The sequence below is a fragment of the Halalkalibacter lacteus genome, from assembly GCF_036663595.1.
Lineage (GTDB): Bacteria > Bacillota > Bacilli > Bacillales > Bacillaceae_D > Halalkalibacter > Halalkalibacter lacteus.
This window is the reverse complement of the sequence record NZ_JAWRVL010000001.1, coordinates 59,406-82,537: the sequence shown is the minus strand read 5'-3', so window position 1 is coordinate 82,537 and position 23,132 is coordinate 59,406. Positions and strand designations below refer to the sequence as shown.

Here is a 23,132-nt window from a genome sequence, read left to right as displayed (position 1 = left end):
GCAGTGGACGTTTTAATTGAAAACTTTGGTTTTCGAGCTCTATGGACACCGGAGTTAGTAATAGGATTACTCTTTGTCTTAGTTCTTTATTTCTTGTTTGTAACGAAATGGCGCCATCGCATTAAGGATGCAGCTCCTGTGTCAGTTAAACAGAAAGTGTATTTTGTCCTCGCCCTACTTGCATTATATATTGGTTGGGGGAGTCCATTATATGTTGCTGGCCATATTATGATCAGCTTTCATATGACGCAAATGGTGTTTGCTTATTTTATTGCGACACCGCTTCTTTTACTCGGAATTCCTTCATGGTTTTTTCAAGCACTGATAGACCGTTTTCGAACTCCTTTTACAGAACGAGTGTTTCGTGTGATATGGAGTCCGATCGTCGCGCTTTTCTTGTTTAATGGACTTTTTTCATTTTACCATGTACCGTTTATGTTTGATACTTTGATGCAGTCTGTAGTCTTGCATAGCTTCTACGAATATTTACTATTATTTGCATCGGCCTTAATGTGGTGGCACATGATTGCCCCACTTCCGAGTAGCTTCGCATTATCTGATTTACGACGCGTCGGTTATATTTTTGCAAATGGTATTCTAATTACCCCTGCCTGTGCATTGATTATTTTTGCACCTACGACGCTATATCAAACCTATACAGACCCAACAATTTGGGCAACGGTTATGGCATATTGTTTGCCAGCTGGTGCAGAGGTGCCGATGGGGCTTTTCTCTGGTCCGGATTCCTTTGCAGTTCTTGAAACGAGAATGGATCAGCAGTTAGCTGGTGTATTAATGAAAATTATGCAAGAAGTTGCGTACGGATTTACAATTGGGTATGTGTTTAAACAATGGTTGAAGAAAGAAAAGCAACAAGATGGTGCATTAACGATTAGTGATATTCCAACAGCAAAAACGTAAGAAAGAGGTTATATTATGAGATTGTTTATTCCTATTTTGCTCGTGCTTTTCTTAGGAGGGTGCGGCTGGGTCTATCAAGTAGGTAGTAACAAGGCTTCCGAATTTGATATCTCTGAAGCTCAAATGCAAATAAGCGAGTTTGAGTTTATTAATCAAGATAATGAGCTATATGGATCGGAACAACTTGAAGGAGAATATTGGATGGCGAATATGATCTTCACCTATTGCCCGTCTGTATGTCCAACAATGACGCCAAATATGCAACGTCTTCAATCTGCAATGCAAGAAAAAGGAGTGAAGATGTCATTTATTTCATTTACTGTTGATCCAATTAGAGACACACCTGAGCAACTCTTATCATATGGAACAAATGTTGGTGCCGATTTAGAGTCATGGCAGTTCTTAACAGGCTATACTGTGGACGAGATTGCTGAGTTTTCTAAAGAGAGCTTTAAATCAAGTGTTCAAAATGTAGAAGGTAGTGAAGACATTTTGCATACTACGAGTTTTTTCTTAGTTGATCCGAATGGGTTTGTGATTCGCAAATATGATGGTCTACAATCGGATCAAGAGTCTATTATTAAAGATTTAGTAGAAACACTTAATGAATAGAAACTATTATTCATGATAGTAATGGAAAAAAATGGAGGTGAAAGCGTGAACGGATTAAAGAGAAATTTTATGAGCTTTTTGGTTGCCGCTGCATTTCTTATGTTTTTAACTGGATGTGGTTCAACGAGTGAACAACCAGAAAGCGCATTAACTCTTCTGAATGAACAAGGAGAGGAAGTTACGCTTACAAATAAAGAACGAGCAACTGTGCTGTTTCATTTTACTGAAGTTGGCTGAGGTCTCTGTCAACAGCAACTGGTTCAGTTGCAAGAGAATCTAGATTTATTTGACGGATTAGGTGCTGATCTGTATGCCATTAGCACAGATACACCTGATAACTCCAAGAGGTTAAAGGAAGCCGGGGCATTTACTTTTACCTTCTTATCAGATAATACGTTCGAAGTACTTGAACATGTGGAAATGAGAAATGGCGATCTGTCTTACCGTGGAATAAGCATATTGGATAAAGATGGAAATCATATTTATCATCAAGTGAATGATTTGTGGGGAGATCAAATTGAAGCAACGAAAAATATCATCTTTGAGCAAGTTGAAAAAATAGAGAACTAACTAACTCTGATTCGGAGCAAACTTTAGCAGGTTGCTCTGAATCAGAGTTATGATATAGAAATCTACCTTCTTTTTCTTTCCTAAATCAGTAATTAATTACTTTAATGTCGCACAAACAAAAGGAATATGTTTCTTCATTCACTTATTAAAAAATCTCCCTGCCGCCTGAGACTTGTAGATCATCAACAACATGAAGTTAGACCCCAGCCCCTTATCAGGCTTAGACCAAAGAGTGGAATACCAATGAATATAAACAAAAGAGAGAGAAAATTGAGCCACTAATTCTATGAGACACCCTCTGTAATGTATAAATACGATCCTTATGCACTTTCCCTCACCAGTTATTGGCTTTCCTACTTCGTAGATGCTTGCACAACCACATTTAGGTTTCTAATCACTAAAAAAGGACATGACCAACTATTCGGGCTTTCCTATATTCAAAAAATTAACTATTTATTAATGTATTTGTTACTGTCCCCTCCCTAGCCCTAGCTGTTGTAAATAATAAAAAAAGTTTCTTCACAGTTACTGTAAAACACTCTAGAGGTGGCCAAGTTGTTCTAAATTAATATTATGTACATTTTAGATAGAAGACAAACACAAAAGATAAGGCAAAAATCTATTATGGTTTTATATTGGTTTCCCTATTTTATCGCCAATTATAATAGTCCTTTGTTTCGCAGGTATAATAATAACGTTAGGAAATTTCAAATAATGAAAAATAAAATAAAAATACAGTTGAATTAATTTTTATACATATATATAATGAGTAGCAAGATCAAAAGAGCAGATAAAGAAATGTTGGGAGAGGTAAAAAATGAGAGTTGGGATTATTGGGGCTACAGGTTATGGTGGCGCAGAATTATTACGGTTATTACACCAACATCCTCATGTGCAAGAGGTTGTGTTATATACGTCATCAAAAGAAGGAATGAATATACAAGAATCTTATCCACATGTCTCGGAGATTTACGATCATACTTTAAAGTCAATGGATTTTTCTTCAATAAAAGAAGAGGTAGATACCGTGTTTTTAGCTACACCACCAGGCGTTTCAGCAGAATGGTCAGGACGGATTGCTGAAGCGGGCTGTCAAGTAATTGACTTGTCTGGGGATTTGCGTTTGCGAGATCCTGAAGTCTATGAAAAGTGGTACAAACGAGAATCAGCACCAGTTTCTCTTATTAATAATGCAGTATACGGATTACCTGAATGGAATCGAGCAGAAATAAAAAATGCACAAATTATTTCTAATCCAGGTTGTTATCCAACAGCGACGTTACTCGGTTTAGCACCTCTTGTTAAAAATAAATTGATTGATGTTGACTCCATTATCATTGATGCTAAATCGGGAACGTCTGGAGCTGGTAGATCGCCTTCTGCTATCACTCATTTTAGTGAGATGAATGAGAATTTTAAAATATATCAAATTAATGAACATAAACATATTCCTGAAATTGAGCAAAACCTCAAAGAGTGGGACGCACACATTCCGAATGTGACGTTTCAACCGCATCTCGTTCCAATGGTTAGAGGAATTATGGTAACGATATACGTGAAGGCAAAGAAGAGGATGAGCGAAAAAGAATTGCGCAACCTTTATCAGGATACGTATTCAGGTGAAAAATTTGTTCGAATTAGGAAAGAAGGCCAGTATCCTGCAACGAAAGAAGTGTATGGTAGTAATTACTGTGATATTGGGCTTAATTACGATGATAGAACAGGGCGCATTACGCTCGTCTCAGTTATTGACAATGTTGTCAAAGGTGCATCAGGTCAAGCGATACAAAACTTTAATCTAATGAATGGATTTGAAGAGAATACAGGGTTACAACTGGTTCCGATGTATCCATAATGGAAGGTGGTCATCTTATGAAAAGCATAGCAATGTCAGCAGTTACAGAAGTAGATAACGGAAGTATTGTAACCCCTCAAGGTTTTTCTGCAATTGGTTTATATACAGGGGTGAAACGAAAGAGATTAGACTTAGGTGCTATTTATTGTGACGTGCCGGCTAGTGTAGCAGCTGTATATACATGTAATAGAATTCAAGCTGCACCGCTTCAAGTAACGAAGGAATCAATAGCTAAAGAAGGAAAAATTCAAGCGCTAGTCGTGAATAGTGGAAATGCAAATGCTTGTACAGGTAAAAAAGGCTTAGCAGATGCCTATCAAATGAGAAGTGAAAGTGCCAACCATTTTCAAGTACCAGAGCACTATGTTGCTGTTACATCAACAGGTGTAATTGGAGAGTACTTGGCGATGGATAAGATCGTGGCCGGTATAAAAAAGCTTGATCTTGAATCTACTTTAGAGGGTGCTGAGTCGTTTAACCAAGCGATCTTAACGACTGATACGACCAATAAAAAGGTATGTTTCCAAACGAAAATCGATGGAAAGACAGTATCAATCGGAGGTGTTGCCAAAGGATCAGGCATGATTAATCCGAATATGGCGACAATGCTTTCATTTGTAACAACGGATGCAAACATAGAAACAGCTGTCCTACAACAAGCACTGTCAACGATCACAAATCAAACATTTAACCGAATTACTGTTGATGGTGATACCTCGACAAATGATATGGTTGTTGTCATGGCTTCAGGATTAGCTGAAAATGAACCACTTTCGCCAACTCACCCTGATTGGGAGACGTTTTACGTTGCATTACAACAAACGTGTGAATCATTAGCAAAGAAAATAGCACGAGATGGAGAAGGTGCCACCAAGTTAATTGAAGTTCAAGTGAACGGGGCGTTAACAAATGAAGAGGCTGGAAAAGTGGCAAAAAAGATTGTCGGTTCAGACCTTGTGAAATCAGCTGTATATGGAGCAGACGCTAATTGGGGAAGAATTATTTGTGCAATTGGATATAGTGGTTGTGAGATTGATCCTGAGACAATTGATATTGCGATCGGTCCTGTCCAAACGCTTGTTAATAGTCAGCCAGTTACATTTTCAGAAGAAGAAGCAAAATCATACATGGAGAACAATGAAACGATTGTGATAAAAGTTGATTTACATGTTGCAGAGGGTTCAGGGAAAGCATGGGGTTGTGACTTGTCATACGATTATGTGAGAATTAACGCTGGATATAGAACATAAAGAAAGATCCCGGGGAGGGGAAAAATATGAAGGATATCGTGGTTATAAAATGTGGGGGAAGTACGATTGCTGAATTATCGACTGAATTTTTCCAAAGTGTCGTCAAGATGCAAAAAAGTGGAAAACATCCAATTATCGTTCATGGTGGCGGTCCAGCGATTAACCAACTTCTGCAAAAGCTAGATATCAAATCAGAATTTGTTGACGGACTAAGAAAAACAACCGAAGACGTATTAGAAACAGCAGAGATGGTTCTTTGTGGAAAGGTTAATAAACAAGTTGTTACTAGTTTACATCAAGCAGGAGGGCAGGCTGTTGGTTTATCTGGTTGTGATGGGAAATTGTTAGAAGTAAAGCCGATTAATGAAGGAATGCTTGGGTATGTAGGTGAGCCTACCGGTGTTAATACAAGTTTGCTCACTTCATTAATGGAGCTTCAAATGATTCCTGTCATTGCTCCAATTGGCATGAATGACCAAGGAGTTCATTACAATGTTAATGCTGATAGCGCGGCTGCCGCAATAGCTAAGGAGCTAGAGGCAGAGCAGCTAGTATTTGTAACAGATGTGGATGGCATCTTAAAAGATGGAAAATGCTTGGAAAATGTAACAGCTGATGAAATTGAAGAATATATTGCAGACGGGACGATTTATGGTGGGATGCTACCAAAAGTGAAGGCTGCACTTTCAACGTTAACAGATAGTCTACAATCAGTGATGATTATGAATGGAAAATCGACGACAGTTGGAAAAGACGGATCGGTTCAAGGGACAACAATTATGAAAACGAAGATGAAGCAATGTGTTTCGTAAGGAGGATAATATGAGTGCACTTTTCCCAACCTATGCAAGATGGAATATAAAGCCAGAAAAAGGCATCGGTTCGAAGATTATTGATGTAGAAGGAAACGAATATCTAGACTTCATTTCAGGCATTGCTGTTTGTAATTTAGGACATTGCCACCCTAAAGTTACTTTAGCATTAGAAAAGCAATTAGATAAGTTGTGGCATGTGTCAAACCTATTTCAAATAGAAGGGCAAGAGAGTGTTGCTCAGTTACTCGTAGATCATAGCGTAGGAGATTATGTCTTTTTCTGTAATAGCGGTGCTGAGGCAAATGAAGCGGCTATTAAATTAGCGAGAAAATCTACTGGAAAACACCATATTGTTAGTTTGCTAAATTCATTTCATGGTCGAACTCTAGGAAGCATGGCTGCAACAGGTCAAGATAAAATTCACAAAGGATTTGGTCCATTATTAACGGAATTTACGTATATTGAAATGAATCATCTAGCCGCACTTGAAGAAGCTGTCACTGAAAAGACAGCAGCCATTATGGTCGAAGTGATTCAAGGTGAGGGCGGTATTCGCTTAATGAGTAAGGAATATGCAAAAGCTCTACAAGATGTATGTGAAAAATATAACTGTATTTTAATAATAGATGAAGTACAAACAGGAATTGGCCGTACTGGTACAGCTTTTGCTTATGAACAATTTGGGCTATCGCCAGATATGATTACACTGGCAAAAGGATTAGGAAATGGTTTTCCAGTCGGGGCTTTGATAGGAAAAGAAGGATTAAAAGACTCATTCTCTCCTGGTAGTCATGGTTCTACTTTTGGAGGAAATCCACTTGCCATGTCAGTTGCAGAAGCGGTCCTAACGGAAATTTTTAAGCCTGAGCTATTAGAATCTGTTCAACAAAAAGGCGAATTTCTTAAAAATCAACTTCAGCAACAACTAAGCTCACATAAGGTTATTGAAGAAATCAGAGGCAAAGGGTTAATGGTAGGGGTTGCTTGTCAAATAGACGTTGCTCCAATTATTGAAGCTTGTAGAGAAAAAGGATTACTTGTATTATCTGCTGGTCCGAAAGTTCTTCGTCTCCTACCGCCTTTAATCGTAACAAAGAGTGAAATAGAAAAGGCTGTTGAGATTATAGCAGACGTATTTGCAGATATTGAACAAAAACAAAGTATGAACGTATTAAAGTAAAGATCACTGCGTGAATAAGTAGTGATTTTAAAAGAATATCATTGTATAAAAATCAGATATTAAGTATAATTATTCGTTAATGGGTGGAGGGAATCAGATGAAAGGATACGTAGTGTTAGAAAATGGTGAGGTGTTTGAAGGGACTCTTCATACTGATCACAAAGAAGTTCATGGGGAAATCGTATTTTTCACAGGAATGTCAGGGTATCAAGAGGTGTTAAGTGATCCTTCATTTAAAGGGCAAATGGTCGTGTTCACGTATCCGTTAATAGGAAATTATGGGATAAATGAAGTTGATTTTGAAAGCATGAATCCACAGGTGAACGCTCTTCTTGTAAGCGAAGTTTCAAATGAAGGGTTTCACTACGAAGCTAGATCCTCACTTCTTACTTATTGTGAGAAACATTCTATTCCACTATTATCAGGAGTAGATACAAGAGCGATTGTAAAACGGATACGAGAACAGGGTGATATGCGAGCAATCATTACAACGGATCCAACCAATTTATCATTTGACCAATACACTCCATTAGGGCAACAAGAAGTTGTTCCAATGGTATCTAGTGCCAAGATTGAAACTTATGGAAATGGCGACCATCATATTGTTATGGTTGATTTTGGATACAAAAGATCGATTTTGGATGTTTTGTTGAAGCAAGGCTGCAAAGTAACAATCGTACCGTATCATTCATCGTTTCAAGTAATTGAAAGTCTTCAACCAGATGGAGTTCTTTATACGAATGGGCCAGGGAACCCAAAACAGTTGCAAGGTATTTTGCCGACGATTAAAGAAGTCGCAAAAGCATATCCAACTATGGGAATTTGTTTAGGTCATCAGCTACTCGCGTTAGCGTTTGGTGCTGATACAGAAAAATTAACATTCGGTCATCGTGGAGCCAATCAACCAGTTATAGATTTAGCAACGAATAAAGTGTATATCACTTCACAAAACCATAGCTATGTAGTTAAAGAAAATTCGCTTGAAGGAACAGACTTTGAAGCAAAGTTTATTAATATAAATGATCGTTCGGTGGAAGGTTTAATTCATAAGAAATATCCAGTGCTTACGGTGCAGTTTCATCCAGAAGCGCATCCGGGACCATCTGACAGTGAACAGCTCTTCTATACATTCATAGAAATGCTACGTAATAAAGGGAGAGAGAAAGTGTATGCCTAAACAAAAAACGTTAAAAAAAGTTCTCGTTATTGGCTCAGGACCAATCGTCATTGGGCAAGCAGCAGAATTTGATTATGCAGGAACGCAAGCTTGTCTTGCACTTAAGGAAGAAGGAATTGAAGTTGTTCTTATCAATAATAACCCGGCAACAGTCATGACTGATGAGTCTTGTGCTGATCGGGTTTACTTCGAACCTTTAACGGTCGAAAGTGTTGAAGCAATCTTACAAAAAGAACAGCCTGATGGAATTTTAGCGACGCTCGGAGGTCAAACAGGGCTGAATTTAGCTTTGGATTTGCACGATAAGGGCATTCTGAAGCGCTATAATGCTGAGTTATTAGGAACCCCAATTGAATCAATCAAAAAAGGGGAAGACCGTGAAGAGTTTCGAGCGTTAATGAAAGAATTAAACGAGCCGGTGCCAGAAAGTGAAATTGTTACTACTAGTGAAACGGCTATTCAATTTGCCAATGAAGTTGGGTATCCTATTATCGTTCGTCCTGCTTATACACTCGGTGGTGCAGGTGGAGGAATTGCGTCAAGTGAAGCAGAATTAAAACAGATCATTAAAGGCGGGTTATCACTTAGTCCGATAAGCCAATGCCTAGTTGAAAAGAGCATCGCTGGTTTTAAAGAAATTGAGTACGAAGTGATGCGTGATAGCAACGATACATGTATTACGATTTGTAATATGGAGAATATCGACCCAGTCGGTATTCATACGGGCGATTCGATTGTGGTTGCACCGTCACAAACACTTACTGATGTAGAATACCAAATGCTACGTACTTGTTCAGTAAAGATTATTCGAGCTCTTGGAATTGTTGGCGGGTGCAATATTCAATTTGCACTTGATCCACATAGTAAACAATATTATTTAATTGAAGTGAACCCTCGTGTAAGCAGATCCTCAGCGCTTGCATCAAAAGCAACAGGGTACCCAATTGCGCAAATGGCAGCAAAGGTAAGCATTGGCTATGATTTGCATGAACTCATTAACCCAGTAACAGGTCATACGTACGCTAGTTTTGAGCCTGCGCTTGATTACGTTGTAGTAAAATTTCCGCGCTGGCCTTTTGATAAATTCGTTCACGCAGAACGGAAACTTGGTACACAGATGAAGGCAACGGGTGAAGTGATGGCGATTGAACGCAATTTAGAAGCAGGAATTCAGAAAGCGGTTCGGTCACTTGAACTAAAAACAAATGGACTCGATTTACCTTCTGTAACGAAAAAATCGGATAACGAGTTATGGCACTTAGTTAAGAATGCAGACGATCGTCGTTTCTTCGTTTTGTTAGAGTTAATGAGAAGAGGGTTCTCGCGCCAAGATCTACACAAAGAAACAGGTATCACAGAATTTTTCCTTCAGTCGTTTGAGCGTTTGATCTCATTTGAAAATCAAATTAAAGCATCAAATTTTGATGATATTGAAAACGAATCGTTGTTAACATATAAAAAAGCAGGATTTGCTGATGAGTGGCTTGCTACTGTATGGGGAGTTACAACAAAAGATGTTCGCAAAAAACGAATAGAGCTAAACATCAAACCTTCGTTTAAAATGGTTGATACATGTGCTGGTGAGTTTACGGCATCAACTGCTTATTTCTATTCAAGTTGGTCTGGTGAGCATGATATCATTCCTCAGTCAGGGAAGAAAAAGATTTTATTATTAGGTTCGGGTCCTATTCGTATTGGGCAAGGAATTGAGTTTGATTATTGTTCCGTTCAAGGCATTCAAAGTCTTCATCGACTTGGCTATGAAGCGATCATGATGAATAATAACCCAGAGACGGTTAGTACTGATTATGCAACGGCCGATCGATTGTATTTTGAACCACTTACTGTTGAAGATGTATTAAACGTTATAGACTTGGAACAAGTGGAAGGCGTTATAGTTCAACTTGGTGGTCAGACGGCGATTTCATTAGTTGAAGGGTTAGAAGAAGCAGGAGTAAAGCTTTATGGAACAAATCTAGATACGATTGATCAGTTGGAAGATCGCGGACGCTTTTATTCGTTCATGAATCAAGTTGATGTGCCACATATTCCTGGTGTAATAGCGATTGATGAAAAAGATGCCCTTGTAAATGCTTCTAATATTGGTTACCCTGTCTTAATTCGACCATCCTATGTGATTGGTGGTCAAGGGATGATGTTATTTCAATCAGAAAAAGAATTCGTTTCGTACTTAGAGGATAAAGAAAATGTTGTATCGTTTCCGCTTCTAATCGATGCATATTATCCAGGAATTGAATTAGAAGTGGACGCCTTAACAGATGGAGAATCTGTTTGCATTGCAGGAATGTTTGAGCATGTTGAACGTGCAGGCGTGCATTCGGGAGATAGTGTTGCCGTTACCCCTCCATACACGATTACAGACCGTGTGAAAGAACTTGTTCTTTCCTACACGGAAAAGATTGCAAAAGGAATGGACTTTAAAGGGATTTTTAATATACAATTTGTGTTATTTAAAGAGCAATTATATGTGATTGAGATAAACCCTCGTGCTTCGAGAACCGTACCGATTTTAAGTAAAATCTCAAATAAGTCACTTATTAGTTATACCATTCAGCTATTGCTTGGAGAGTCATTACATTCTCTTGGTTTAACGACTAAAACATTGCCTGAACCTAACTTTTATACGGTAAAGGCTCCTGTATTTTCCTATCAGAAGCTAGCAGGTCTCGATCCAATTCTTGAAGCTGAAATGAAGTCAACGGGTGAGCTTATGAGTATGAGCGACAATCTAGATGAAGCATTTTTAAAAGCATTTGTCTGGTCTGAGCAAGCTAAACCAAAGTTCTTTACTCAAAAGGGTAGCATTTATTTCGATGTTGCAGAGGAGTTTTTACCTGAATTTGCATCATATCAAGTGCAGTTAAAGGAATGCGGATTTACACTTGTAACCGAAGGGTTTGACGAGTGGGTCCAGTCTGATGAAGCAATCGCGTTAATCAGCCTACCGAAGCTTGGTACGAAAGATGGTACAGAAAAACGTCAAGAAGCATTAAGACAGCGTTGCTCTGTGATTTCTGAACTTACGACATTAGACGTCATGTTAAGAGGCTTAGCTGTAAAAGAAGTTGACTTTCTTGCCATTCAAGATTGGTGGTTAAAAGAAAAGGAACTTATTAAGTAAAGGGAAGTGACAAAAATTGAAAGCTGAAATAAAAGCAAGTACTCAATCATTATACGGACGTGATTTTCTCACACTGCTTGACTATACACCAAGCGACATAAACCATTTACTTGAAAGTGCGTTAGAAATTAAGAACAATAAAGCAGCATATGCTGATATATTAAAAGGTCAATCGCTTGGAATGATCTTTGAAAATGCGTCAACTCGTACACGTGTCTCGTTTGAAGTAGGGATGACACAGTTAGGAGGCCATGCGCTGTTTTTAAGCCCACGCGATATGCAAATTGGACGTGGAGAACCTATAAAGGATACGGCTAATGTACTTTCACGTTACGTTGATGCCATTATGATTCGGACGAATTCACATGAACTTGTTGAAGAATTAGCAGAGCATTCAAAGGCTCCTGTAATTAATGCACTCACGGACCATTACCACCCTTGTCAAGCAATGGCTGATTTATTAACAATATATGAGCATAAAAAAACGTTAAAAGGGCTTAAACTTGCTTACGTTGGTGATGGCAATAATGTAGCACACTCACTTCTTGCTGCCGGTTCTAAAGTAGGAATGGATGTTTTTGTTGCAACACCTGAAGGTTATGAAGTGAATAATGATATCTTTGAAGCCGCTAAGCAAGCTGCTAAAGAGACAGGTGCAACTCTTGTTCAAACTCATGACCCGAAAGAAGCAGTGAAAGACGCAGATATCATCTATACAGATGTGTGGGCTAGTATGGGATTTGAGCAAGAACAGGAAGAACGCTTAAAGCAATTTAATCAATATCAAGTGAATTCAGACTTAGCTAGCTTAGCAAAGAAAGATTTTATCTTTCTACATTGCCTACCTGCTCATCGCGAAGAAGAAGTAACTTCAGAGATCATTGATGGAAGTCAATCAGTTGTATATGATCAAGCTGAAAATCGACTTCATGCACAAAAAGCAATATTAGTATCGTTATTAACCAATTCTTAGTAGTTGCCCGATGTTCATGATTCGATTGCTTTTGGGCAATCTAATTATCGAAGGAGGGAAAAAACATGGGACAAAATCGACAGTTTGAACCAGGTCAGAAGGCACCAAATAACGGAATTTATGTTGAAATAGGTGAAACAGGTGATATGGTACAAAATCCAAAGTCACTACAGATGGAAGCGGGAGATACGTTCCCACATACACAAAATCAAAATCGTAAATGGACACCAAAACCAAAGCCTAAAGCTGGACTATAACCCAGTGCACCATTATAAACCTCTCTTGCACTTTCTTATGAATGCACATAAAGAAAGTGAGAGAGGTTTTTTTATAGATAAGTATAAAATTTGAGCGAATTCAAAGAAGTTTGAAAGCCTACTCAAATAAGAAAAGACAGCTTGACGGTTTTTCTTATTTCATGTGTACTTTTGCTTCCGTTTTTTCATCTCTTGGCATAACGTAGTAAAGATAATACTACTACATTTGAAATGATGGGAGAGACGTAAAGCAATGGTGCATGCTCGTTTTATTCGCATAGAAGAACAGTGGAACGTCATCTATCTTCCAAAACGTCCGAATGGTTTTGCTGTATTTTTACTTGGAAATAACGGGATGCTAGTCGAAGCGAAAACAAGTGACTGGGAACACCATCCTGAGAAAAACCAATTTATAAATGATTTGCTCTGTCGAGGTTATACGGTTGTTGCATCCTCTCTCTTTGATCGGAATTGGGGAAGTACGAAAGCTTTTCAATTAATAGAACAACTTTATCATCTAGTCTTAAAAAAAGAAATTTTAAATAAAAAAATTCATCTTTTTGCAGAAGGAAGCGGGGCACTACTTGCGATTCGCTGGTTAAATGTATATTCTGACCTAATTCGGTCCTGCTACTTTGTGAACCCTTGTTTTTCTCTAGAAACGTACTATGAACAGGAAAAAGAGAATAAGCTGTACTTTAAACGATTTATAAAAGAAATTGGAGAAGCTTATAAGCTTGACCATAAAGAAATAAACCGTGACATGATAAAAACAATTACACCAGAACTACACAAAGGGTATGTTCCACCGTTATCGATACATTGTCATATGCAAGAAAAGCACTTTCCTCTACAGTCGCAAAGCCGTCCGTTTCAAAAACAATTGGCTGATAGAGAGATTATTGTTAATCTGCGAATCCATGGCAACAATAAATCTTTTTATAAGGCAGCGCAGTCTGCGTTCCCTTTTTATAAAAAGTACGAGGAATTCCTATAGCCTGTCTCTTCTTTGACATAAGAGAAGGCTTTTTACATAAGTTGAAAGTATAGGGGTGAGATGCATATGAAAAAAGCATTTGTCACAGGGGGGTTAGGGTTTGTCGGGTTTCACTTAGTACAACGCCTTTTATTAGAAGGAATTGAAGTAATCGTTGTTGATGAAATAACTGATGAAAAAAAAGAAGTGCAAGAAGAAATGTGGATGAGAATGGGGCGCAATGATTTAGCTACATTACTAAATGAAAAAGTTAAAAATATTGATTTAGCAACTGTATTAAAAGATGTTGATATGATTTACCATTTAGCTGCTACTACGTCTTCTGATAGCAAATGGTCTAAGCTTGTAAAGGTAATTGAGAATAATGTGAATCTGACCAAAAAATTAGTGAAGGCAATACCCGATCATGCCAGCTTTATATATGCTTCTACAGTAGAAGTATATGGGGAGCGTCCTGGATTGATTACAGAACGTACACCAACGAATCCTACTTCCGCATATGGCATAACGAAATTAGCAAGTGAGAGGCTCATTCAAAAGGAATGCTCAGAACGTGGCATCACTTATACTATTTTACGATTACCGACTATTTATGGTCCGTGGCAAAGAAGCGATATGACGTATCAGCAAATTATCCTTGGAAAGAAAAATCCTGAGATAGATCGTTCCACATTAGATGTTCTTTATGTGGATGATTGTATCGATGCGTTTTTATTAGCAGCAAACATAAAACAAAAGAACGAAATCTTCCATCTTACTTCAGGGCAAGAAGACGCATGGTATGAAGGGATTCGTTTTTTAGGATGCCGAGAAATAAAAAAAGTGAGTAAAATAAAAACGACACTAAGTTCTGATAAATCAAATTCACTGCTCGGCTTTCGTCCGAAAACTCCGCTTGACAAAGGACTTGCCAAACAACGTGAACATGTGAAACAATGGCAGAATCAACAACGGTTGTCATAAGGAAGTGAACTAGTGCAAATAAAAAGAGCAATAATAGGGATTTTGATATTTGCCTTCGTAACCATTCTTTCCTATTTCTTTCTCCATGAGCTGTTTAATCTTGGAGAGGGATTGAGTGTAGTAATAGCCCTAGTCTTTGGGGGAATTGTTGAATTCATGTATCAAAAAAGAGGATGACTATGTGCAGTCATCCTCTTTTAATTTGAATAATTGTTTTAAAAATGATGTTATAGTAGCAGAGTCGATTTATATTAGTAATCTCATTTTACGTTTCTTTTATGAACGAATTCTCATAAAACTTCATTTCAGGGTACTTATCAAGCGCTGTTCGCATTTGGAATTCATTTTCGAAAAGAACAACGGTTCTACCGTCTCTATCCGTAACAAGATTGCGTTGTGTTTTCTTGAATGCATCCATTGCTTCTGGTGGACCAGCTGCCCAACGTGCAAACGAAAATGGAAGACGTTCAAGTTGAATATCGACATGATACTCATGCTTTAGGCGATATTCTAAAACTTCAAATTGAAGAACACCTACAACTCCTACTATTTGCTGCTCAGTAAAACGATTATAAGTTTTAAATAACTGGATTGCTCCTTCTTCCGTTAATTGCTGTAATCCTTTTTCAAACGATTTGTGTTTTAAGGCTTCTTTAACCGTAATTGCACTAAAAAATTCAGGAGAGAAGTGTGGCATTTCAGCAAATTCAAACTGATCACCTTCAACAAGCGTATCTCCTATTCGGAATGTACCTGGGTCAAATAATCCAATAATGTCTCCTGCATAGGCTTCGTCAACAATGCTACGGCTTTGAGCCAAAAATTGTGTTGGTTGCGAGAGCTTAAGATTTTTCCCGATTCGAACGTGTTTAACGGACATTCCACGCTCAAACTTTCCTGAAGTAATTCGTAAAAAGGCAATCCGATCGCGGTGAGCCGGGTTCATATTTGCTTGAATTTTAAAGATAAAACCAGAGAATGATTGATGTTCTAACGGGTCAATCAAACCATTCGTACTTTCCCTTGGTGTAGGGGAAGGTGAAAGCGTTAGAAAATGCTCTAAAAATGTTTGAACACCGAAACTTGAAATCGCACTTCCAAAGAAAATCGGTGTAATTTCCCCTTTTGCAATAAGTTCTTGGTCAAACTCATCGCCGGCAACGTCTAATAATTCAATTTCTTCTCGAAACTGTGCGACTAGACCTTCATCACCGATCGCTTCATCTAGTTTTGGGTCATCTGGACCTTCAAGTTGAATAACATCGATTTCTTTAGGGTTTTCTGGATTGTACAATTCGAGTTTTTTATTATGACGATCGTATACACCAGAAAAAGATTGCCCCATGCCAATAGGCCAGCCCATCGGATAAGATCTTATTCCCAGTAAATTTTCAAGTTCTTCCATCAATTCGAATGGATCACGTCCTTGACGGTCTAACTTATTCATAAATGTAAAAATAGGAATGCCGCGCATTTTACAAACTTTAAATAATTTCTTTGTTTGCGCTTCAACCCCTTTAGCTGCGTCAATAAGCATCGTTGCAGAGTCTGCTGCAGTTAACGTACGATATGTATCTTCGCTAAAATCTTCATGCCCTGGTGTATCCAAAATGTTCACATGATACCCACCGTACAGAAATTCAAGCACGGAACTAGTAACTGAAATTCCACGTTGTTTTTCAATTTCCATCCAATCACTCATAGCGTGTTTAGATGTTTTCTTACCCTTAACTGAACCAGCTTCACGGATGGCTCCTCCAAATAAAAGAAGTTTCTCCGTTAGTGTTGTTTTCCCCGCATCCGGATGCGAAATAATTGCAAATGTGCGGCGCGTTTGGACCGCTTTCGTATAATCCATAAATGTTCCTCGCTTCTACTTCAAAATTGTCTTGGTTCATTATAACAGTGTTGCTCAAATGTTTCACCTTTCCGACAAAAAAGATTACAATCATATTACAAGTTCATATCAAAAAGCAAGTCGTAAAGGATTTGAATATACGATTAACGAATAATTAGGACTCATAAATCAATCGTATAACGATGAAATATAGCAGATTATGTTATATTAAGGGAGCAAACATAACAGGGAGAGTGTCAACATGTTTATTCAACGATTTTTACTGTTGTTGTTACTAATTCAACTTATAGGATGTTCTAATAGTAGTAGTACCCCCTCTACAATTAATAGAGTTGGATTGTTACTCGAGGATACAATTGATGACCAAGGATGGAATAGCAAAGGATATCAAGGCTTATTAAACATTCATTCTAATCTTAATGTCGATGTTGTATTCAAGGAGAACATCAATACAGAAGAAAAAGTGAGAAAAGCTGTAGAAAGCTTTGTAACAGATGATGTGAATCTTATTTTTGGTCATGGACGTTTCTTTGCTGATCTCTTTACGGAACTCGGGACAACATATCCAGATATTCATTTCGTTAGTTTTAATGGAGAAGTTCAAGGTGATAATGTAACGAGTCTTCATTTTGATAGTTATGCGATGGGATACTTTGCAGGCATGGTTGCAGCTGCGATGACAGAGACTGGGGATGTTGGTGTGATCGCAGCACATAATTGGCAACCAGAGGTTGAAGGGTTTCATGATGGAGCCTCTCTTAGTGGGTTAAAGACAAATGTTCATCTGAAGTTCGTTGAAGGATGGACGAATAGTGACGTTGCATTAACGTATTTCGATGATTTGAAACGAACTGGAGTAGATGTATTTTACCCAGCAGGTGATGGCTATCATCTTGATCTTATCGAACAAATAAGAAAAGAAGGATTGTATGTCATTGGTTTTGTCGGGGATCAATCAGATTTAGGCGAGTCAACAGTATTAACAAGTACTGTTCAGCATGTTGATTATTTATATGAATTAGTTGCAGAACAGTTCAACAAGAACGAATTAGGACCTGGTAATTTGCGTTTTGATTTTCAAGATGGAGTTATATCATTAGGGGACTTCAGTTCGAAAGTTCCAGAAGGCATCCAATTACAAGTTGAAGAAGCGATAAGAAATTATATAGAAACAGGTGAGTTGCCAAAAGAGCCTATAAAGTAGTTGGCTTGCGTTCAATTGGTTGTCATAGTATTGTAAGAAGAAGTTCAAAAGGTACGAGAATCATAACTTTCAAATCATATTTGCACATGCTATAACCTACAGAAGGCATAAAGGAAAACTTCTGTGCCGCTCTGTTTGTAAAGCATAAGGAACTAGTGGTTATAATAGTTCTCTTTTTTGAACATAGGATGAAGAAAGAATGAAAATAGAGGTGGATGACTGTGAATAACCCTGAAATGAATATGAAGTTTATGCAAATTGCTATGAAGCACCTTCCAGAAGGAAAGAAGTTGCTAGATGACAAAGGAATTGAATTGAATATGGAAGATTTACAACCAATGTTAGAATTACTATTAAATGTGATGTCAGAGGCTTATGAGTTAGGTAAAAATCATACTTCAGAAGAATAAATTGAATTAAAAGAACTAAAGGTAGCTCGAATCGAGATAGTCTCGGACGAGCTTTTGTTATGTATGAAAGTTTAGTCAGGTTTTTTTACATTTTTGAAGGAGGAGATTGTATGGAGAAAAACGAGAAGTTAATAGCTTTTGCAAAAGAAATGAAAGAAGGCTTTCAGTTAGTGAAAGAAAAACGAGATGACGAAGCAATAAAGAAGTTACAACCTTTCATAGAGTTAATGAGAAAAAGTGGAGCTCCACACATTCGTCTTTTTTCTACTTACAGCATTGCTCAAATACGTACTGGTGAATTAGAAGGATTCATGCAAACATATGCCGAAGTAAAAGAAATGGAGCCCAAAAATGAGGAAGAAAGAAAGCTGAAACAGCAGTTAGATGGCTTTTTCAACAACCTAATGGAGGAATTGCAGAAGGAAGAAGGGCATTCATCATAATTGACAAGCTCAAAAGCAGACAACATCTCATAGGATGATATAAACCTATGGGAAGGAGCTGACTATGAATGAACTATTATTCTTATCAACCGATGATGAGAAATACACATCATCATGGCGGGAATCAACGATTTTTTCCGGTACTTCCATTTTTAGCAGGGTTAGCGGTAAGTCCATTCATCTTTGGTGGTGGATACGGTCGTCCGAATTATGGACCAAACTACGGACCAAACTATGGTCCGAATTATGGACCTCAATATGGACCGGGATTTGGCCCGCAGTATGGGCCTAGTTATGGACCTCAATTTGGTCCGAATTATGGCTATCAACAACCATATTATAAATGGTAACAATAAAACAGAGAAAAGAACGCTAACGTTATTCGTCAGCGTTCTTCTTTTTTGATGTCTCTTCTTTGTTTTCTTGGGTAAAATAATCAGTAACCTTACTAGCAAGTGGTGCAAGTTTAACAAGATAAGGACTAAGTGATTGAACAAGTGCCATAATGTTAGCGAGCTGATCGGTTTGAGCAGTCGAATGTTGGTCACTTGCGTATTCATTTTGTGCCTGTTCTTCACTCGTTTCTTGAATGGACTCTGTTTGTTCTGTCGTTGCAGATTGATCGGTTTGGGTTGGGCGTTTTCCGAACATTAATTCAGTAAAAAAATCTGGTTGCTGATTTTGCTCATCTTTCATGTTCTTCCCTCCTATAGAGTGCTCTTAAATATTGTATGGATAGGAACGTAACACTGTGTATAGGCAGATACATAAATAAAGCGTTCGTGTAGACAGAACTAATTAAATACGTTAAAATTAGTATCAGGTACTAATAGAGCCTGTTCAAAATGTGGTTGCAATGGATCCGGACGGTGCTCACCCATTCTGAGAAACCCACTTAGAATAGGCTTTAAAACCAAGCAGCGGCTCCACTCATTGCTTAGAGGTTGTTCAAAGAGGGGAAAATCGCGCCTTTTTGAACAACCTCTAATAATAACCCAAAGAATCGTGTGCTTATCGCGAAAGGGGAATGAAACGATGACAAAAGCAGGAATATTAGGGATGGGAAGCTATATTGGAGAAGAGCTTGTCACAAATGCTGACTTTGAAAAGAAAATAGATACAAATGATGAATGGATCAGAACGAGAACTGGAATTGAAGAAAGACGCTTTGCTCCGAGTGGGGTTGATTCTTCGGATATGGCTTATTTGGCAGCAACGGATGCTTTGGAACATGCGGAGATTTCGGCAGAGGATATTGATTTGATCTTGGTTGCAACCGTTACACCAGACATGGCCTTTCCGACTGTCTCCACTTTAATTCAACATCGCCTTGGGGCAAAGAAAGCAGCTGCAATGGATATTAGTGCGGCATGCGCTGGATTCATTTATGGTTTAGCTACCGCACAACAATTTATTGAAAATGGCGCATATAAGAACATTCTTGTTGTCGGGGTGGAAAAGTTATCTAAAATAACTGATTTTACTGATCGTAATACAGCTGTATTATTTGGCGATGGTGCGGGTGCAGCAGTCGTTGGTCCAGTAGCTGCAGACAAAGGTATATTGGCATTTGAGCTAGGTGCTGATGGAACGGGTGCGATGCATATTAACCAACAAGGACAGTATTTACAGATGAATGGTCGTGAAGTGTTTAAATTTGCTGTTCGTCAAATGGGTGACTCTTCGTTACGAGTACTCGAAAAAGCTGGTTTAACAAAAGAGGACTGTGATTTTCTTGTTCCTCACCAAGCGAATATTCGGATTATGGAAGCAGCAAGAGAACGTCTAGATCTTCCTCAGGAGAAGATGTCTAAAACAGTTCATAAATATGGGAACACGTCATCAGCCTCTATCCCAATGGCTATGGTAGATGAATTAAAAAGTGGTAAAATTAAAGATGGAGATGTTTTAGTTTTAGTTGGTTTTGGAGCGGGTCTTGTGTGGGGCTCTGTTGCACTTAGATGGGGGAAATAACCATTAACGCAAAGGAGAGAAGTAATGTGGAAAAAAGACGTGTCGTAATAACAGGTATGGGAGCTGTCACTCCGCTTGGTTTAGATGTGACAACTACATGGAATAATGCGATTCAAGGAAAATCTGGAGTAGGTCCTTTAACAAGGGTGTCGGCTGATGAATTTCCGATGAAGGTGGCGGCTGAAATTCGTGATTTTGATCCAGCTGCATTTATAGATAAGAAAGAAACAAGAAAAATGGATCGGTTCACTCAGTTTGCTGTCGCTTCATCATTAATGGCTTTAGAAGATGCTAATCTAGAAATTACAGAAGACATTGCTTCACGTGTGGGGGTATGGATCGGATCAGGTATTGGTGGCATGGAAACGTATGAACAGAATTTCCGCCAATTTCTTGAAAAAGGGCACCGTCGAGTTAGCCCATTTTTTGTTCCGATGATGATACCCGATATGGCTTCTGGCCAAGTATCCATTATAACAGGAGCAAAGGGAATTAATTCTTGTACGGTTACGGCTTGTGCATCTGGGACAAATTCGATTGGAGATGCGTTTAAAGTCATTCAACGTAGTGATGCAGATGTGATGATTACGGGAGGATCTGAAGCACCAATTACGAACATGGCGGTTGCAGGTTTCTGTTCAGCTAAAGCTGTTTCAACAAGTGAAGATCCAACAACCGCTTCAAGGCCTTTTGATGCAAATCGCGATGGTTTTGTCATGGGTGAAGGTGCGGGGATTTTGATCCTCGAAAGTCTCGATTCAGCACAAAAACGTGGAGCAACGATTTATGCTGAGATTGTCGGATATGGCGCAACGGGTGATGCACACCATGTAACAGCACCAGCACCTGAAGGTGAAGGCGGCGCTCGTGCAATGAAGCAAGCTATCGATGATGCGGGATTAAAGCCTGAAGACATTGATTATATGAACGCTCATGGTACAAGTACACCATATAATGATAAATTTGAAACAATGGCAGCGAAGACAGTCTTTGGGGATCACGCTTATAAATTAGCCATTAGCTCAACTAAATCAATGACTGGTCATCTTCTTGGAGCAGCTGGTGCTGTTGAAGCGATTCTTTCGATTCAGGCAATAAAAGAAGGAATCATTCCTCCAACCATTAATTATGAGACTCCAGATCCTGATTGTGATCTTGATTATGTTCCAAACGAAGCTCGTAAGCAACAAGTAAGAGCCGTATTAAGTAATTCACTTGGTTTTGGTGGACATAACGCAACATTAATTTTTAAGGAATACACGGAATAAGCAAAAAGGCTGACATACCAAGTATTGTCCCTACCTTCTAGGGAGAACACAGCTTGGTATTGTCAGTCTTTTCTTATAGAGACTTATCAAAAAAAGACGTTTTTTCCTTTTTTGAACAACCTCCTATATATGTTCGTCTTCACTACTTCCAACTTCGCTTGTACGACTATTGAAAATGTCTTTGATTGCTTGACGATTGCTATCCAACTCCATTTCTAAAACAGCTCCTGCATGATGATAATAGGCGTCTTGAAAGCTTCCTTCCACTGGAATTCGAATCGTTTCTATTCCGTCGATTGGATTTAACACTAGATCTCGACCAAGACTTAGCATTTTAGATGTGCGTATGTTCGTCTCAAGATGGGGTTCAAGTGTCCCGATTAATTTTGGTATTTTTGACATGCCTGAAAGGGTAAATAGTTCATCTTTAAGGAGTTTGAGCGTTTCTTGTTGACGCCTTACGCGTCCAAAGTCATTTTCAATGTCTTTTCTAAATCGGACATATTTCAAAGCATCCTCACCATGTAACCGATGATTTCCTGGCTGAAAATCAATTTGATTGCTTTGATCGTACATAGGCCGGTCAATTGTGACAGGAAGGCCGTTTGGGACAATTGTATCTACTGTACTAATAAAACCAGCATAATTAACTAGTGCGTAATAATGAATATCAAGGTCAAAATTGTGTTCAATCGTTTTTTGAAGCAATTCGACTCCACCAAAAGCAAATGCCGCATTTATCTTATTATTTGAACGTCCTGGAATTTCTACATAAGAATCACGCATGATTGAAGCAAGCCGAGCTTCTCCATTAAGAGGATTGTATTGTCCAATCATAATCGTGTCAGTTCTGGCTAACCGATCATTTGACGTGTCCACTCCAACTAAAAGGACATTAATGGGTTGATTATTTTCTGGCTCTTTTGCCTTTATTACCGTTGAATTTGAGCTTTCTTTGACAAGGACAGGAGATTTGTTTGAGATTTGCTGCTGGGTTTCGGCTTTTCCTGCTTTATATTCGATGTATACATACCTTCCAATTGCTCCAAAAAAAATCGGAAAAACGATCAAACTTATCGCGAGAATCGTTCTGTGCAGTCTCTTTTGTTTACGCCTCTTTGCTTTGTTACGGATAGACATATGGAGCCTCCTTACGTTCCTACATATCGTTTAATATGACATATGATTAACATTAAGCATAGAAAGTCTTCACTTGGTTTCAAACTAAAACATAGTAATATTATTCGTTGGATAAATCATTTT

Annotated in this window: 23 protein-coding genes; 20 read left to right on the top strand and 3 right to left on the bottom strand. The window is 38.4% G+C overall.

Translation table 11 applies throughout. The features are described from left to right. Positions 1 to 3 precede the first annotated feature (3 nt). The 14 genes from ctaG to SAZ04_RS00330 all read left to right on the top strand — a co-directional run bounded on the left by ctaG (position 4) and on the right by SAZ04_RS00330 (position 14,712). A complete protein-coding gene (ctaG, locus tag SAZ04_RS00395; protein ID WP_332689308.1) occupies positions 4 to 921 on the top strand; it encodes a cytochrome c oxidase assembly factor CtaG in 918 nt (305 codons plus the stop codon). 15 nt (positions 922 to 936) lie between these two features. Beyond that, entirely contained in the window at positions 937 to 1,533 is a 597-nt protein-coding gene (locus SAZ04_RS00390; RefSeq protein WP_332689305.1) for an SCO family protein, read from the top strand. A gap of 45 nt (positions 1,534 to 1,578) precedes the next feature. Beyond that, a complete protein-coding gene (locus SAZ04_RS00385; RefSeq protein ID WP_332689302.1) occupies positions 1,579 to 1,770 on the top strand; it encodes a hypothetical protein in 192 nt (63 codons plus the stop codon). Positions 1,771 to 1,788: 18 nt separating this feature from the next. Beyond that, complete coding sequence (locus SAZ04_RS00380; RefSeq protein WP_332689917.1) at positions 1,789 to 2,103, top strand: redoxin domain-containing protein; 315 nt, start codon at positions 1,789 to 1,791, stop codon at positions 2,101 to 2,103. Positions 2,104 to 2,920: 817 nt separating this feature from the next. Beyond that, entirely contained in the window at positions 2,921 to 3,958 is a 1,038-nt protein-coding gene (gene argC, locus SAZ04_RS00375; protein WP_332689299.1) for an N-acetyl-gamma-glutamyl-phosphate reductase, read from the top strand. A gap of 17 nt (positions 3,959 to 3,975) precedes the next feature. Beyond that, positions 3,976 to 5,208 (top strand): bifunctional glutamate N-acetyltransferase/amino-acid acetyltransferase ArgJ, encoded by a 1,233-nt coding sequence (argJ, locus tag SAZ04_RS00370; RefSeq protein ID WP_332689297.1) that lies wholly within the window; start codon positions 3,976 to 3,978, stop codon positions 5,206 to 5,208. Between the two features lie 26 nt (positions 5,209 to 5,234). Beyond that, positions 5,235 to 6,020, top strand: coding sequence for an acetylglutamate kinase (gene argB / locus SAZ04_RS00365; protein ID WP_332689294.1), 786 nt, complete (start codon positions 5,235 to 5,237; stop codon positions 6,018 to 6,020). Positions 6,021 to 6,030: 10 nt separating this feature from the next. After that, positions 6,031 to 7,203: an acetylornithine transaminase gene (gene argD / locus SAZ04_RS00360; protein ID WP_332689290.1), complete on the top strand. Its 1,173-nt coding sequence runs from the start codon at positions 6,031 to 6,033 to the stop codon at positions 7,201 to 7,203. 97 nt (positions 7,204 to 7,300) lie between these two features. Next, positions 7,301 to 8,380, top strand: a complete 1,080-nt coding sequence (locus SAZ04_RS00355) for a carbamoyl phosphate synthase small subunit (RefSeq protein ID WP_332689287.1) — start codon at positions 7,301 to 7,303, stop codon at positions 8,378 to 8,380. Then, positions 8,373 to 11,522 (top strand): carbamoyl-phosphate synthase (glutamine-hydrolyzing) large subunit, encoded by a 3,150-nt coding sequence (carB, locus tag SAZ04_RS00350; RefSeq protein ID WP_332689284.1) that lies wholly within the window; start codon positions 8,373 to 8,375, stop codon positions 11,520 to 11,522. The genes SAZ04_RS00355 and carB overlap by 8 nt, the downstream gene beginning before the upstream one ends. Positions 11,523 to 11,538: 16 nt before the next feature. After that, complete coding sequence (gene argF / locus SAZ04_RS00345; RefSeq protein ID WP_332689281.1) at positions 11,539 to 12,495, top strand: ornithine carbamoyltransferase; 957 nt, start codon at positions 11,539 to 11,541, stop codon at positions 12,493 to 12,495. A gap of 65 nt (positions 12,496 to 12,560) precedes the next feature. After that, a complete protein-coding gene (locus SAZ04_RS00340) occupies positions 12,561 to 12,752 on the top strand; it encodes a YjzC family protein (protein ID WP_332689278.1) in 192 nt (63 codons plus the stop codon). Between the two features lie 253 nt (positions 12,753 to 13,005). Next, on the top strand, positions 13,006 to 13,749 hold the full coding sequence (locus SAZ04_RS00335) for an alpha/beta hydrolase (RefSeq protein ID WP_332689275.1): 744 nt from the start codon (positions 13,006 to 13,008) through the stop codon (positions 13,747 to 13,749). A gap of 66 nt (positions 13,750 to 13,815) precedes the next feature. Continuing rightward, positions 13,816 to 14,712 (top strand): NAD-dependent epimerase/dehydratase family protein, encoded by an 897-nt coding sequence (locus tag SAZ04_RS00330; protein WP_332689272.1) that lies wholly within the window; start codon positions 13,816 to 13,818, stop codon positions 14,710 to 14,712. A 265-nt stretch (positions 14,713 to 14,977) separates the two neighbouring features. Here the strand turns inward: SAZ04_RS00330 and SAZ04_RS00325 are convergent, their stop codons facing one another. After that, the gene (locus SAZ04_RS00325; RefSeq protein ID WP_332689269.1) at positions 14,978 to 16,570 is read right to left on the bottom strand and encodes a peptide chain release factor 3; all 1,593 of its coding nucleotides are present in this window, start codon (positions 16,568 to 16,570) and stop codon (positions 14,978 to 14,980) included. Positions 16,571 to 16,811: 241 nt separating this feature from the next. Between SAZ04_RS00325 and SAZ04_RS00320 the strand changes: the two genes are divergently transcribed. The 4 genes from SAZ04_RS00320 (at position 16,812) to SAZ04_RS00305 (ending at position 18,977) form a co-directional block, all read left to right on the top strand. After that, positions 16,812 to 17,774, top strand: coding sequence for a BMP family ABC transporter substrate-binding protein (locus tag SAZ04_RS00320; RefSeq protein WP_332689265.1), 963 nt, complete (start codon positions 16,812 to 16,814; stop codon positions 17,772 to 17,774). Between the two features lie 236 nt (positions 17,775 to 18,010). Further along, positions 18,011 to 18,184: a ComZ family protein gene (locus tag SAZ04_RS00315; RefSeq protein ID WP_332689915.1), complete on the top strand. Its 174-nt coding sequence runs from the start codon at positions 18,011 to 18,013 to the stop codon at positions 18,182 to 18,184. A gap of 110 nt (positions 18,185 to 18,294) precedes the next feature. Beyond that, positions 18,295 to 18,627 (top strand): hypothetical protein, encoded by a 333-nt coding sequence (locus tag SAZ04_RS00310; protein ID WP_332689262.1) that lies wholly within the window; start codon positions 18,295 to 18,297, stop codon positions 18,625 to 18,627. A gap of 68 nt (positions 18,628 to 18,695) precedes the next feature. After that, the gene (locus SAZ04_RS00305) at positions 18,696 to 18,977 is read left to right on the top strand and encodes a penicillin-binding protein (protein WP_332689260.1); all 282 of its coding nucleotides are present in this window, start codon (positions 18,696 to 18,698) and stop codon (positions 18,975 to 18,977) included. A gap of 28 nt (positions 18,978 to 19,005) precedes the next feature. Here SAZ04_RS00305 and SAZ04_RS00300 read toward each other — a convergent pair whose 3' ends face one another. Continuing rightward, positions 19,006 to 19,323 carry a hypothetical protein gene (locus tag SAZ04_RS00300; RefSeq protein WP_332689258.1) on the bottom strand — a complete coding sequence of 106 codons (318 nt, stop codon included), beginning with the start codon at positions 19,321 to 19,323 and terminating at the stop codon, positions 19,006 to 19,008. A gap of 339 nt (positions 19,324 to 19,662) precedes the next feature. Between SAZ04_RS00300 and SAZ04_RS00295 the strand changes: the two genes are divergently transcribed. After that, complete coding sequence (locus tag SAZ04_RS00295) at positions 19,663 to 20,601, top strand: beta-ketoacyl-ACP synthase III (RefSeq protein ID WP_332689256.1); 939 nt, start codon at positions 19,663 to 19,665, stop codon at positions 20,599 to 20,601. Positions 20,602 to 20,627: 26 nt separating this feature from the next. Continuing rightward, complete coding sequence (fabF, locus tag SAZ04_RS00290; protein ID WP_332689254.1) at positions 20,628 to 21,869, top strand: beta-ketoacyl-ACP synthase II; 1,242 nt, start codon at positions 20,628 to 20,630, stop codon at positions 21,867 to 21,869. 123 nt (positions 21,870 to 21,992) lie between these two features. On the opposite strand, the gene SAZ04_RS00285 is transcribed toward fabF, so the two are convergent. Next, positions 21,993 to 23,009, bottom strand: a complete 1,017-nt coding sequence (locus tag SAZ04_RS00285; RefSeq protein ID WP_332689252.1) for an LCP family protein — start codon at positions 23,007 to 23,009, stop codon at positions 21,993 to 21,995. Positions 23,010 to 23,132: the final 123 nt, after the last annotated feature.